Annotated in this window: 12 protein-coding genes; 10 read left to right on the top strand and 2 right to left on the bottom strand. The window is 69.5% G+C overall.

The annotated features are described in order from the left end of the window. The first annotated feature begins 65 nt into the window (after positions 1-65). From AB0J58_RS28355 to AB0J58_RS28330, 6 genes are all read left to right on the top strand, one after another. Positions 66-668: a TetR family transcriptional regulator gene (locus AB0J58_RS28355; RefSeq protein ID WP_364221075.1), complete on the top strand. Its 603-nt coding sequence runs from the start codon at positions 66-68 to the stop codon at positions 666-668. Between the two features lie 23 nt (positions 669-691). After that, complete coding sequence (locus AB0J58_RS28350; RefSeq protein WP_364221147.1) at positions 692-985, top strand: DUF6879 family protein; 294 nt, start codon at positions 692-694, stop codon at positions 983-985. 184 nt (positions 986-1169) lie between these two features. Further along, on the top strand, positions 1170-1619 hold the full coding sequence (locus tag AB0J58_RS28345; protein ID WP_364221072.1) for a hypothetical protein: 450 nt from the start codon (positions 1170-1172) through the stop codon (positions 1617-1619). After that, the gene (locus tag AB0J58_RS28340) at positions 1606-5493 is read left to right on the top strand and encodes an AAA family ATPase (protein WP_364221069.1); all 3888 of its coding nucleotides are present in this window, start codon (positions 1606-1608) and stop codon (positions 5491-5493) included. The genes AB0J58_RS28345 and AB0J58_RS28340 overlap by 14 nt, the downstream gene beginning before the upstream one ends. A gap of 377 nt (positions 5494-5870) precedes the next feature. After that, on the top strand, positions 5871-6428 hold the full coding sequence (locus AB0J58_RS28335; protein WP_364221066.1) for a hypothetical protein: 558 nt from the start codon (positions 5871-5873) through the stop codon (positions 6426-6428). Between the two features lie 13 nt (positions 6429-6441). Further along, a complete protein-coding gene (locus AB0J58_RS28330; protein WP_364221063.1) occupies positions 6442-7257 on the top strand; it encodes a hypothetical protein in 816 nt (271 codons plus the stop codon). An 82-nt stretch (positions 7258-7339) separates the two neighbouring features. Here the strand turns inward: AB0J58_RS28330 and AB0J58_RS28325 are convergent, their stop codons facing one another. After that, on the bottom strand, positions 7340-8359 hold the full coding sequence (locus tag AB0J58_RS28325; protein WP_364221060.1) for a hypothetical protein: 1020 nt from the start codon (positions 8357-8359) through the stop codon (positions 7340-7342). 548 nt (positions 8360-8907) lie between these two features. On the opposite strand from AB0J58_RS28325, the gene AB0J58_RS28320 reads away from it, so the two are divergent. Both AB0J58_RS28320 and AB0J58_RS28315 read left to right on the top strand, forming a co-directional pair. Next, a complete protein-coding gene (locus AB0J58_RS28320; RefSeq protein WP_364221057.1) occupies positions 8908-10587 on the top strand; it encodes a hypothetical protein in 1680 nt (559 codons plus the stop codon). Further along, a complete protein-coding gene (locus AB0J58_RS28315) occupies positions 10584-11342 on the top strand; it encodes a hypothetical protein (RefSeq protein ID WP_364221054.1) in 759 nt (252 codons plus the stop codon). Before AB0J58_RS28320 ends, AB0J58_RS28315 begins: the two co-directional genes overlap by 4 nt. On the opposite strand, the gene AB0J58_RS28310 is transcribed toward AB0J58_RS28315, so the two are convergent. Next, positions 11339-11467, bottom strand: a complete 129-nt coding sequence (locus AB0J58_RS28310; protein WP_364221052.1) for a hypothetical protein — start codon at positions 11465-11467, stop codon at positions 11339-11341. The genes AB0J58_RS28315 and AB0J58_RS28310 overlap by 4 nt on opposite strands. A gap of 577 nt (positions 11468-12044) precedes the next feature. On the opposite strand from AB0J58_RS28310, the gene AB0J58_RS28305 reads away from it, so the two are divergent. Together AB0J58_RS28305 and AB0J58_RS28300 are read left to right on the top strand one after the other, a co-directional pair. After that, positions 12045-12575 (top strand): NAD(P)H-dependent oxidoreductase, encoded by a 531-nt coding sequence (locus AB0J58_RS28305; protein WP_364221049.1) that lies wholly within the window; start codon positions 12045-12047, stop codon positions 12573-12575. After that, a complete protein-coding gene (locus AB0J58_RS28300; RefSeq protein WP_364221046.1) occupies positions 12572-13099 on the top strand; it encodes a flavin reductase family protein in 528 nt (175 codons plus the stop codon). Before AB0J58_RS28305 ends, AB0J58_RS28300 begins: the two co-directional genes overlap by 4 nt. Positions 13100-13350: the final 251 nt, after the last annotated feature.

The following is a 13350-nucleotide window of genomic DNA, read 5'->3' as shown; positions in this document are numbered from 1 at the left end:
CATAGTGGGCATGTGCCCACTCGCCAACGGGGCAGCGATTCGCGGTGAGCGAAAGGAGGAACGCGGTGCCGACCGGAGTGCACATCCGTGACGCCCGCCGGCAACTGTTCGACGCCGCCGAGCGCGTCCTGCTTCAGGACGGGCCGAACGCGTTGACCAGCCGTGCGGTCACCACCGAGGCGGGCGTCGCCAAGGGCGTCCTGCACCGGCACTTCGCCGACTTCGACGACTTCCTCGCCGAGCTCGTACGGGGCCGTATCGCCCGGATCGACGACCAGGCCGCCGCCTTGCGCGCGTCCGCCGGGACCGGCACCGTCGCCGGCAACCTCACCGGCGCACTGACGGATCTGTTCGACCCGATCGCGGTGGCGATCGTCGGTCTCGTCATCTTCCGGGACGAGTTGCGCGCCCGGCTGCGCCACGCCAGGCCGGGCCACGGCATCCCGGTCATGACGGAGGCCGTGGCCATGATCGCCTGCTACCTCAACGACGAATGCGAGCTGGGCCGCATCGCGGCCGACGCCGACGTCGACGCGCTCGCACTCGCACTGATCGGAGCCGGGCACCTGCTGTTCGCCGGCCGGGAAGGCACCCCGGTGGAGGCCAGGGCCGTCGGCAAGGTGGTGACCACGGTCATCGCCGACGTCGTGCAGAGACGGCTGCTGTGAACCACCCGGCAGCAAACCGCTTGATGCAGGGCGTTACGGAGGGCAGTTCCGCGGAGCCCGCGCCCCTTCATCCGGGGCGTTTGCCCAGGGCGCCGTTCGCGGAACAGGGCAGTCCCAGCCGTGACGCGTTTCGCCGGGGCGACCGGAAGGAAGCGCTGCGGCTTCTCGACGAAAGGCGAGAGGACCTGCTCGCGGTCACCCGGGAGGACGAACGCCGCGGTTCCTTCTTCCACCGGGTACGCGTGGTCGAGACGCCGCTCACACCGCATGTTGGAAAAAATACCTCAAAAGCCTCTACGAGGCCGGTGAAGATGTGATGTCCTACTTCAATCGCGAGGTGGCAGACCTTCCCGTTTCCACGACAAATACGGAGCAGGAGAAGGCGAGGAGCGCCCCGGCGGTTCGCATGGTGTGAGTCGTAGAGCAGATGTTCGGCCGTCGCGCGGCTCCGGTTGGGCCGATTCGCTTTTCAGCAGGGGTCTCTGGCTTCACGATGACAGCATGACGATGCGGCGGAAGTTCCGCGTGGGAGTCGCCATGGCCGGGGCGGGGGCCGTTCTGGGGGTGCTGGGCGCGGTCTTCATAGTGATCGGCCTGGAGCAGGCCGATCGGCTGGCCAGCGTGCTGGGGGTCTTCGTCGGCCTGGCCGGGCTCGGCGTCTCGGTGTACGGGCTGCGCCACCAGGCCGGGCACGCGCCTGTCGATCACGGGGTCACGTCTCCGCCCGGCGTGGTCACCGGCATCGCGCCGTCCCTCCCCGGGCCGGGGGTCCGGCATGGTGAAGCGCCGGCTTCCCCCGCCGAACCCGCCGAACCTGACGGGCCTGACGGGCCGCGTTCCGAGGTCGCTCGCCAGTACGGCGGGGACCACATGGAGTTCCACGGCGACACCTTCCACGGCCCCGTCATCGGCAAGAGCGTGAACGGCCCGGGTAACGATGGCTCAGCCTGATCCGGACGCCGGAGAGAGCGGTGAGAGCCGGTACGCCGGGGACCACGTGGAGTTCCACGACAACACCTTCCACGGCCCGGTCGCCGGCACGGTCGCCTACCATGATCACCAGCACCATCACCCGGCCTCCCCTCAGGTGGAGCAGCTCTGGACGGGCAGCCCGTACCGGGGCCTGGCCCCGTTCGGGGAAGCCGACGCGGAGGTGTTCTACGGTCGCGAGCAGGTCACCGCCCAGCTGGCGCGGATGCTGGCCACCCGGCTGGACGGGCTGGGCATGCTGGTGGTCACCGGGCCGTCCGGGGCGGGCAAGTCCTCGCTGCTGCGAGCCGGGCTACTGCCGTACCTGGCCGGTGGTCTGCTGGCCGAGGCACCGGGGAGCGCGCACTGGCCGCGCCTGGTCATGACGCCCACCGCCGATCCACTGACCGAGCTGGCGCTCCAGTTGTCCGCGCTGACCGGAGCGGATCCACCGGCGGTCCGCCAGAGCCTGGCGAGCCACCCGGACCAGGCCCACCTGATATTCCGCCAGGCGGTACTGGCACGAACGGATTCGCCCACCGGGGCGGAGGTACGGCAGGCCCGGCTGCTGGTGGTCGTCGACCAGTTCGAGGAGATCTTCACGCTCCCGGCGACGGACACGGGCACGGCGACGGCGACGAGCGTGGACGGTCCGGAGAACCGGTGGGAGATCGATGCCGGTGCGGCGCGGGCGTTCGTCACCGCGCTGCGGTCCGCCGCCGAGACCCCCGTCGGACCCGCCCGGCAGCCGGCGGCGTTGGTCCTGGTCGGCGTGCGCGGGGACTTCTGGGACCGGTGCGCGTCCTTTCCTCCCCTGGTCGACGCACTGCGCGCCGGGCCGTTCACCCTGGCCCCGATGAGCGACTCCGAGCTGCGCCGGGCGATCACCGGCCCGGCCGGACGCGCCGGCCTGCGCCTGGAGGACGGTCTGGCCGAACTGGTTCTGGGTGACCTGCGCACCCTCACCGCGCCCGGCCGCGGGGCGGGAACCGCCGTCCCCGTTGAGGGGCCCGGGGCGGGAGCACTGCCGCTGCTGTCACAGGCGATGCTGCTGACCTGGCAGCGGCGTACGGGCGACCGGTTGACCCTGAGCGGCTACGGCGCCGCCGGCGGTATCGCCCACGCGGTGCAGACCGGTGCCGAGGCCGCCTACCAACGGCTCACCGGCACCCAGCAGGTCCTGGCCCGGCAGCTCTGCCGGCAGTTGGCGGTCGTCACCGGTGACGGGCAGGTCGCGCGGCACCGGGCGACCCGCGGCGAGCTGTACGCCGGTCGCCTGGCCGCCGAGATCGGCGACCTGGACGCGGTGCTGGAGGTCCTCACCGGCCAGCGCCTCCTGGTCATCGACGGTGACAGCGTCGAGCTCGCTCATGACCTGCTGCTGACGGCCTGGCCTCGGCTGTCCGGCTGGCTGCGGGCCGACCGTGACGACCAGATCCTGTACGGGCAGCTGCGCGAGGACGCCGGGGACTGGGAGCGCAACGGCCGCGACCCCTCGTTTCTCTACCGGGGCAGTCGCCTGGCCGCCCTGCGCCAGATCCGCGACCGTCGGCAGGCAGGTCCACCGCGCCATCCGCCGCTGACCGCCGTCGCCGTCGAGTTCCTCGCCGCCGCGGACCGGGCCGCCGTCCACGCCGAACAGGTCGCCATCCGGCGCAGGCGCCTTGCCCGCCTGGCGGTCGGCGCCCTGGCCCTCATGGCACTGGTCGCCTCGGCCGCGGCCGTGGTCGCCGTCAACGCGGCCGACACAGCCGTCAGGGCACAGACCAGGGCCGAAGGCCAGCGCAGGGAGGTCGTCTCCCGGCTGCTGTGGGCGCACAGCGACCGGATCGGCGACGACGACCCGACCCTGTCCGGGCTGCTGTCCGCCACCGCCTGGCACTTCGCCCACACCGACGAGGCCCGCCACGGCATGATCGCCACCCTGGCCACCGGTATCAGGGCGATCCTGAACAGCCACACCGGTTCCGTCGTCAAGCTGGGCTTCGGCCCGGACGGTACGACGCTGGTCACCGGCAACGAGGACGGCACCGTCCGGCTCTGGGACACGGTCACCAGGAAGCAGGTCGGCGATCCGCTCAAGGGCCATGCCCACCCCGTCTCGGCGATGACGTTCGGCCCGGACGGCACGCTGGTCACCGCGGATCGCCAAGGCGCCGTCTGGCGATGGGATCTTCGCACCCACCGGCCGGTCGGCGACCCGTTCAAAGCGCCCGTCGGCCGGCCCGGGGCAGTGGCGCTCAACCGGGACGGCACGATCCTGGCCTTCGCCCTCGGTGGTACCCCTCGGACCATCCGGCTCTGGAACACGACCACCGGGAAACAGATCGGCGATCTGACCGGCTACGACGACACCACCCGGATGATGGCCTTCAGCCCGGACGGTGCGACGCTGGCCACCAGCGGCGCGTTCGACGGCAAGGTCTGGTTGTGGGACACGGCCACCAGGAGGCAAGTCGCCCTGCTGCTGGGGCACACCTCCATCGTCGTCGCGATGACGTTCAGTCCGGACGGCACGGCGCTGGCCACCGGCGGTGGCGACAACACCGCCCGGCTGTGGAACGTGTCCACCCGTAAGCAGATCGGTGACCCGCTCAGGCTCGAAGGGCAGAGTGGCCTGGCGTCGGCGGTGGCGTTCAGCCCGGACGGCGGGATACTGGCCACCGGCAGCTCCAGGAACAACGTCCAGCTGTGGAGCACGGCCACGCATCGGTCGATCGGCGATCCGCTCAGGGGCCATACCGACTACCTCCGGGCGGTGGCGTTCGGCTCCGACGGCACCACTCTGGCCACCGGCGGCGACGACGGCACCACCCGGGTGTGGGACATCACCGCCCATCGGCCGATCGACGATCCGCTCGGAGGCCACACCGCCCCCGTCCGGGCAGTGGCCTTCAGCCCGGACGGCGGGATGCTGGCCACCGGCGGCGACGACCATACGATCCGGCTGTGGAACACCTCCACCCGGAAGCCCATCGGTGATCCGCTGGTAGGTCATACCGGCTTACTCCGGGCGGTGACCTTCAGCCCGGACGGCGGGATGCTGGCCACCGGCGGCGACGACCATACTGTCCGGCTGTGGGACACCGCGACGGGGAAGCAGCTCGGCGACCCGCTCGAAAGCCACACCGGCAGCGTCGGCGTCATGGCCTTCAGCCCGGACGGTGCCGTCCTGACCACCGGCGACGGCGACACCGTCCGGCGGTGGAACACCTCCACCCGGAAACCCATCGGCGACCCGCTCGACATCCCCGACGGTTACGGCAGCGTGCTGGCTCTCAACCGGGACGGCACGATGCTGGCCATCGCGAACCGCCAGACCTTCCAGCTATGGAACACGGCCACCCGGCAGGCGACCAGCGAGCCGATCCACGGCTTCCACACCAACATCGAGACGCTGACCTTCAGCCGGAACGGCAGGATCCTGGCCACCGGCAGCCAGGATCGCACCGTACGACTCTGGGACACGACCACCCGGCAGGCGATCGGCGACCCGCTCGAAGGCCACACCGACGGCATCGGCAGCATGGCGTTCAGCCCGGACGGCACCGTCCTGGCCACCGGCAGCGAGGATCACACGGTCCGGTTGTGGGACACCGCGACGCGGAGGCAGATCGGCGCCCCGCTCAGCGGACACAGCGAGTACGTCGGCGCCGTGGCGTTCAGCCCGGACGGCACCGTTCTGGCCACCGGCGGCAACGACCGGATCGTCCGGCTGTGGAAGGTGGGCCTCCCCGCGGAGCCGTCGCCTGCACTCTGCGCCATCACGGGCCGCTCCCTCACCGAGGCGGAGTGGCGGCACTACCTCCCCTCGGGCGAGCCCTTCCGGGACATCTGCCCCCGACGGACTCGATGACGGCGCCGCCCGCATCAGACGAGTGACCACGACCTACCGCTCTTCCCCCAGCGAGGCGACTCCATACCGCGCTCGCCTTCCTGAGCTTTGTCGCACATTACCACCCATGGAAACATGAGACCCTTGATGGATTTTAGTAGGAAATAAATAATTATTCGGCGAATTGCTCACTTTATGGGGATAATCACAGGTCAGGCAGCCAATGAAACACTGCCAATAATTCTTTTTCCGTTGACATGGCAGAGCGAGAATGACACGTTTACCAATGTCTGGCGCCATCACGTGAGATCAGCACCGCGCGCATTTCCAACCGCCAGAAAAAGTGCGCACAACGGTCCCTGCCCCTGCTCGACTCGACTCAGCACGGAGGTACGATCATGCGTCAATCACTCCGCAAGGTCTCCATGACGGCCGGCATCGTAAGCGCGGCGCTCCTCGGGATGTCGCAGACCGCGGCGATCGCGGTTCCGTCGGCGTCCGTCCTCGCTCCCCCTCCCACCCCCGCCCCGGCCCCCGATACCGGCCGGGCTCCGGCAGGGGGCGAGGCGAAACTGGAGAACACCGGCTCCGCGACGAACACCCGGGCGCTGTGCGTCTTCAACACCGCGGGGGACTACGTCCACGTCTCCTCGTCCGCCTTCGAGGCCTCCGGGCACGGCTGGTGGGTCAACGGCAACTGCAACGCCACCCTGGCGGTCGTCACCGTGCAGTTGCAGCAGTACTACTCCGACGGCAGCTGGCGGAACGCCGGCACGGCGGGCAGTGCGACAGTGCGGTCCGGCGGCGGCGCCGGCAACCGCGCGACCGGACGCGGTGGATGCAACAGCAACAGCCTGACGGGATGGCGTAGCGTCGTCGATGTGGACCTGGTCGGCCTGCCCGACGACCCGGGCAAGCTCTACACACCGAGCCGGAACATCTACTGCAGGCGATAGCGGAAGAGGCGACGTGAGCATCAGACCCGACAGCACCATGTTCGCGGCTCTGCACGGCGAGCTGGCGTTGCATCCGTGGCGAGATCCTCGCGTCGCCTCCTCGGACGCGTACAGCCTGTTCGTCGCGAGGTCGTCCGCGCTGGGATGGCTCACCGAGGCCGTCGAGAACGCGTCCGGCGGCCTGTGGGGGATGAACGACGCCGGGCAGGGCCCGGAAGCGTCACGCGTCGCGTGGTTCCAGGTGTCGTTGACCGAGCCGGTTCCCGACGGCCGGCCGTTGCCGGTCCAGCCGTTCCTCTCGTGTGCGGGCGACGTGGTGGCGCGTATCGGCGCTCCGCGCCTGCGCGCGGTTCAGCTCCTGCTGCCGGTGCAGAGCCTCGACGCCTCGACGCGGGCGAGAGCCGTGACACCCCTGCTCCAGGACGCCGGCTGGTTCGCCGACGGTGACCCGCGGTGGAGAACACCGGTGCGGGTGACGTTGGACGGCGGGCAGGAGTCGTCCGTCCGCTCGGCGGCGCCCGGGATGCTCCGGTGGATGCGGGGTTTCACCCAGGACGTCTTCGCGTGCGACTCGGTCTCCCTGACCGACGATCTGACCGACGATCTGACCGACGACGGCACGGTCCTGGAATCCCCCGTCATCGACGAGCTGTGGCGCGGGCCCGCCCGGCGCCGGGCCACATTCCGCGGCGTGCTCACCGAGTGGTCGTTGGACGCGCTGGGCTGGCTGGCCGCCTTCCTCGCCGAGGCGGCCTCCCAGAACGGGGTCGGCACCCCGTTGATGCTCACGGCCGACCGGCCCGAAGGATCGCGTTCACCCGCCGATTGAGTCCGGCGGTACTTCCCCCGGGTCCGCCCGGGGAGAAGGCCGCGAACACGATCAAGGGTCCTCTGCAAGGTATGGTCCGCGGTTATTCGGTCTCGCACAGAGCGCGGGCCTGGTCCATGGTGGCGTACGCGGCGGTGTCGCTGCGGCGGCCGAGGCCGCAGGCCGCGGCCACATCGACGGTGCCGCCGACGGCCTTCTCGATCGTGTTGAGGAGGCGGCGCTGGTCGTCGACGGTTCGGTTCTCGTGCAGGAAACCGGCAACGAACCGGGTGGTGGAGGGCAGCCGCAGGCCGGTGAGCGGCTGGTAGAAGTGGGTGGCGGTGACCGGCGGTTCGTCGCCGGCGGCGAGGGGTGCGTGGACGTACTCCAGCGTGCGCCCGCTCGGCCACCCGTCGGCGATCGCGTTGGCCAGCCGTACCAGTGGACGGGTCGAGGAGAGGCGGCTGAGTGCCTTGTGGCCGAGGTCGCCGAGGCAGAGATGGATGCCGAAGCGGGTGCCGGTCGGCGCGTCGCGGACGGTGCGGTGCAGACCGGCGGCGAGGCGGGCGGCGGCGACGCCGCCGAGCGGACCGGCCTTCGCCACGAAGACCGTCTCCACCGGGACCTCCAGCTGGAACACGACGTCGGACGGCGACTTCGCGTGGATCGCCGCGATGTCACGGACGGTGGCCTCGCGGAAGGGCTGCCGGTTTCCGGCGATCCGGGTCGGTCCGAGGGTGAACATCGTCATGTCCAAATCACCGGGGACGCCGACCTGGAACGCAAGGTCACCCTCAACGAGCTTGTCGAACACCGGTCGGTTGATCTCGTACCAGCGCAGATAGCCCAAATCGAGGCCGTCCCCGCGTAACCTGTGCCCGCGCCGGACGCGGTAGTTGCGCTGATGCTTGTAGTCCGACCAGTCCCCTTCGCGGGCGACTTCCAGGTCCGGATGCCCAAGCAGACTCATGATCAGCCCAACGACCCAGATCCGCCGATCGCCGGTCTCTCCGTCCGGAAGCTGCCGCAGGTGCGGCCCGAGCCGCTCCAGAGCCCCCCGCATCGCCTCCTCGGCGGTCTCTCCAGGTAGCGTCCCCACCAGCAGCGCCTTGCGTCCCGCCATCTCGCTCTGTGCACCTTTCCAACGCCCACCCGGCGAGGTCAGGAGGCGACCACGTTCACACGCAATCGACGATCCGGGTGCGGCGCCGAAACGTTTCCACACCCAAGGGCAGCCTGCCTAGAGGTACGGCGACATGGAACGAAAAGTCCGTACTATTTGTGATCCGAGCCCTTGATCCGCTTGGCGCAATGTCAGCTCGTACGCCGCGCAACGGGGTGGGGGAACTCCAGGCCGACGTCGCAGGCGCGCGGTTGTTCGGCGGGTTCGGCCGGCGCGAGGCCGCGGCCGAGCCGCTTGTGCTCGTGGACGACCAGGGTGACCGCGACGCCGGAGGCGCACGTCTCGCAGGCCAGGGTGACGGCCCGCTCGAGTTCGGGCCGCCCTGTGACCCACCGGGCCGCACGGCATCGTCCGTGTCCGCCGTCGTCGGCCCGTTCCTTCCGCCGACATGCGCGCCATATGCCAAAATGATCACGCCTCCCGGAGGCGTGAATCGGTCCATCCGGATTGCCGAAAAGGCGCTCAGCGCCATCAGGAGAGGATGTCGGTTGTCCGTGACGGATCTGGAGCTCGCCGGCGAGCTTCGCGAGCTTGCCGATCATCCCCACCTGGCGGCCCGTCAGGACCAGCTACGTGATCTCGCGGACGCGGTCGCCGATCCCGACATGGCCGGACACTGGTGCGAGGTCGACCTGTTCGCCGCCTTCTCCCCCGACGACACCATCCTGGTGGACGGGGAACCGGCGGAGAGCACGTCCTCGCCGAGGAGGCCGGGATGGCGGCGGGGGCTCAGCGGCGCCGTCGGTCCCGCCCTCGTCTTCGTACCGATCTTCATCACCTGGCTCGGCCTGATGATGGCCACCGGCGCCTACGGCGACGTCCTCGCGGCCGGTGGCCTGGAGGCGGCCCGGCGGCCCTTCCTGGAGATGTGGCAGCAGGGCTTCGACGGCCGGTTGCCCGGGTTCTTCAAGTTCGACAACATCGCGCTCTGCACCCTCGCGGCCATCTTCTGCCTCATCTGCTGGACCGTGTTCGAGAACATCACGCGGAACAGCAGGGAGGACGCCTCGGAGCGGGAGCTCCGTGCCCTCCGCGTCCGGCTCCGCGGGGCGCTGACCGAGGCGAGCCTGGTACTCGGTCAGGTACGGCTCTCCGCGCCGGAGCGGTTCGGGGCCGAGCTCAACAGGGCTGCGGCCGACATCGGCTTCGTCGGGACCACGGCGCGCAAGGTGCACACCGAGCTGGTCGAGGCGCTCACCCTGACCCTGGAGGCCACCCGTAAGACCACGGACGCGCTGGCCGGTAGCGCGATCGACGTGCGCGACGCCGTCGAGCACCTGGGCGGGCACCTGGCCGCCGTCAACAGCACCTGTGACGACCTCGCCGCGGCGGTGGCCCGGTTCTCGGCCGTGATCGACACCGCGGGATCCACGGCCGGCCGGGCCGTCACCGATGTCGGGAACCAGTTGTCGACGACCATCTCCCGGACCACCCTCGACATGCGCCAGGCGTTCAACGACGAACTCGTACGATCCATCACGTCGGTCCAGGGCAGCGTCTCCGGTCTGAATCTCCGGATCAACGAGCTGGTCGGCGTGACGGCGGGCATCGGCCATGCCGTCGACCGCGCGGCCATCTCGATCGATTCGGTCGGCTCCTCGACGGAGAAGGCGGTCGACCTGCTCGGCGCACGGGTCACCGACACCATCGCGGGCACGGCCAGGGAGCTTCACCGGACCTTCGAGGGCGCCGGTACGGAGATCCGGGAGGCCCTGGAGAGCTGGTCCGCCGTCGCCGGGACCCATGCCTCCCGGGTCGACACCACCATCGAGACGGTCACCCTGCTGGAGCGGACGCGGGAGGCGCTCGACCGGCTTCCCAGCGCGCTCGCGAGCGCGCTGGCCGACCTGCCGTCGAGGGAGCTCGCCGAGCGCGAGGTGACCGGCTCGGAGCGGGCGAGCACCCGGCTGCGGCTTCCGGCCGACGGCCTCTGGACTCTCCCGGCGGGCGGTCCCGGCAAGGAGGGCGGTCCCGGCAGGAGCGGTGGGAACGGCGAGGACAGCGGCAAGGGCGAGGGCCCCGACGGCGGCGGGGACAGTGAAGGCGGGGACGGCGGAGGCGGCCGAGCCGACGGCGGCGACCACGACCAGGCCACCGGCAACGGCGGGACAGACGACAGCGGCGACGACGGGCCGGACTCACGCCAGAGAGCCCGAACCTCGCAATGACCTCCCGCCGAAGAACCTCCACCACGACCCTGCTGGCCGGTTGGCTCTTCGCCGACCTGCTGCTCGGACTCACGATCATCATGCTGGGCGCGCAGGCGCCGCCCCCCTCACCCACCGATCTCGTGACGAACAGCGCTCGGTTCCAACCGGACCCCTCCCAGCCCCTGCCCGACTCCACCCGGCCCCCGACCGAAGAGTCCCCGCCGGAGGGGCGTCCGGCTGAGGAGTCCCCAGAAGAGTCCTCAGCCGAAGGGCTTTCAGCCGAGAAGCCTCCGGAGGAGGGAACCTCGGGAGGAGAGCTCCGGACCGAAGATCCCAAGGAGGAGAAGAGCCCGGCCGAGAAGGACCCCGCAGAAAAGCCCGGCCCTTCGCCGTCCCCCTGCACCGGCCTCGTCGGAGGTGTCCGGGCGAAACCGGTCACGCTCTCGTTCCGGGTCACCCCCGGCGCCGGTGACGTCGTACTGGCCGCACAGGTCCGCCAGGAACTGCGCAGGCACCGGGAGAACCTGGCCGGGCGGCGCGTCGGCATGGTGCTGACCTTCGGCTCCGACTCCGACGGCGGCGCCCGAGGCGGCGTCCAGCTGGCCACCCGGGTCAACACGGCCATCCGCGAGGCGTACCCGCGCATCTTCGGAGCGGCGGTGACCCGGAACTTCCACGACCTCTCAGCCCCGAACGGGTCGATCTCCATGGAGATCTACTTCGTCACCCACGGCTGCTCCACCACGTCTCCGCACTCAGGGTCACCTGACTAGGGAGAAGTCGAACGGACACACTTCTTGAGTGTCCCGAACAGCACCTTCACCGTCTTGGCGTGGAAGCGGACCACGGCCAGGGCCGCGCCGCCGCGGCTGACGACGGGCGCGCGGGGCCCCGCCAACCGGTCGAACCGTACCTCGCCGCAACGGCCGCGCCATCACTCCGGCAATCGAGAGACGGCACCAGCCGGCCCATCATCCGATGACCAGACTTCGGAGGCTTACTCGGGTAGGTCGTGTCGGGGGCCCATATGCGCTGCGTCAACGCGGGCGGGTCGGCATTCCACCTTGACCTCAAGCATGCATCAGGTTCTACGGTCGTCGTGTCCCAGTGTCCCAGTGTCCCGCGAAACGGGAGCGTCAGCGTGATGATCAAGGAGTACTCACAGGAGGTGGCGCCCGGGATCGGCGGCTCGGCGAGGATCACGTCCGGGTGATCCAGGCGTACGTCCGCCCCCTGCCCCCAGAAGACCGGCCACGCGCAGCGGTACCGACGATAAGTGCCTTAACCTAATGACCGTAACACAGATGAAACAGACAGTTTATATGATGTTAATAAATAGGTTATTAAATCATGCATACCCCGACATAAGATGTTGGGCTGGCGCTACGACAAAAGACCGTGGACCGCTGCATTCGTACCAATCGCAGGTGATTCATCATCCGATTGCGCCTGCACGGATTCGGTCAGGAATAGCGATGACTCAAGTCTCTGTTGTTGTCGGCAACCCCAAACCTCGCTCGCGCACCTTCGTCATTGCCGAGGCCCTCGCCGACCGCGTGGTCGAGCACCTCGACGCCGAAAAGAAGGTCGTCATCGATCTCATCGACTATGCCGACCGCATCTTCCAGTGGCCGGACGATGAGATGAACGAGCTGTCACAGGCGGTCAGAACCAGCGACATAGTCGTGGTCGCGAGCCCCACCTACAAGGCCTCCTACACAGGACTGCTCAAGTCGTTCCTGGACCGCTACCCCAACAACGCTCTCGCGGGTGTGCGGGCCGTTCCGATTCTCACCGCGAGCGCACCTCAGCACGCGCTCGCCGTGGAGTTCACCCTCCGTCCTCTCCTCGTCGAACTCGGCGCCTCGGTTCCCACCCGCGGGTTGTACTTCTCGATGAGCGACATGCCTCGCTTCGACGCGGTGATCGACGGATGGGCCAGGGAGAACCTCAGCGCCCTGCTGGGTCGTGGGCTCTCCGCGGCCGAGATGGAGGTGGCGAAGTGACCACCGGCACCGTGAACACCGGCTTCGCGCGTCACTTCCGCACCGTCATGGGGAACTTCTGCTCAGGGATCACGGTCATCTCCGCCATGGAGAACGACACACCGATCGGCTTCACCTGTCAGTCGTTCTTCAGCGTCTCGATCGATCCCCCGCTGGTCGCGTTCTCCGTCGCGAAGACGTCGTCGACCTTCCCGCTCGTCCGCACGGCCACCACGTGCTGCGTCAACGTGCTGAGCGCGGACCAGGAGCCGGTGAGCCGCTCCTTCGCCCGCTCGGGCTGCGACAAATGGGCGGGCATCGCCTGGCACCACTCTCCCAACACCGGCGATCCGATCGTCGACGGAGCGCTCGCCTGGATCGAATGCGGGATCGAGACGGAGTTCGACTCCGGTGACCACGTCATCGTGCTGTGCAACGTGCTCGACATCGGATACGAGCCACGGGAGACGGGCCCGCTGCTCTACTTCCGCGGGCAGTACGCCGTGCTCTCCGAAAGAGGGCTCCCCGCGGAGAAGGCGTCGTGACGATCCCAGCGCCTCGGACCGGCTGAGACCACGTCCCATGGTCGTCACCCGGGAAATCCGGGCCGGCTGATCGCGGGCGGTGACGGCGGGTTCTCGGCGACCTCCTGAGGCGACGTCCTGAACAGATCGCCGTCGTCAACCGGAGACTGCCACCCGTGCTCCCCTCGACTCCAGATGGACGACGAGGGCGGCGGCCCTCTGCGGGCGCCGGGCCAGGTCCGGCCGGGTGTCCGTACCCGGTCGGACCTGGC

The sequence above is a fragment of the Streptosporangium sp. NPDC049644 genome (assembly GCF_040675205.1).
GTDB classification, from domain to species: Bacteria; Actinomycetota; Actinomycetes; order Streptosporangiales; family Streptosporangiaceae; genus Streptosporangium; species Streptosporangium fukuiense.
This window is presented reverse-complemented; position numbering and strand designations above follow the sequence as displayed.

Excerpts from the sequence above, each read along its gene's own strand:
- AB0J58_RS28350 (WP_364221147.1), top strand. The coding sequence starts at position 692 with ATGCAGGGCGTTACGGAGGGCAGTTCCGCGGAGCCCGCGCCCCTTCAT.
- AB0J58_RS28345 (WP_364221072.1), top strand. The coding sequence starts at position 1,170 with ATGACGATGCGGCGGAAGTTCCGCGTGGGAGTCGCCATGGCCGGGGCG.
- AB0J58_RS28340 (WP_364221069.1), top strand. The coding sequence starts at position 1,606 with ATGGCTCAGCCTGATCCGGACGCCGGAGAGAGCGGTGAGAGCCGGTAC.
- AB0J58_RS28335 (WP_364221066.1), top strand. The coding sequence starts at position 5,871 with ATGCGTCAATCACTCCGCAAGGTCTCCATGACGGCCGGCATCGTAAGC.
- AB0J58_RS28325 (WP_364221060.1), bottom strand. The coding sequence starts at position 8,359 with ATGGCGGGACGCAAGGCGCTGCTGGTGGGGACGCTACCTGGAGAGACC.
- AB0J58_RS28315 (WP_364221054.1), top strand. The coding sequence starts at position 10,584 with ATGACCTCCCGCCGAAGAACCTCCACCACGACCCTGCTGGCCGGTTGG.
- AB0J58_RS28305 (WP_364221049.1), top strand. The coding sequence starts at position 12,045 with ATGACTCAAGTCTCTGTTGTTGTCGGCAACCCCAAACCTCGCTCGCGC.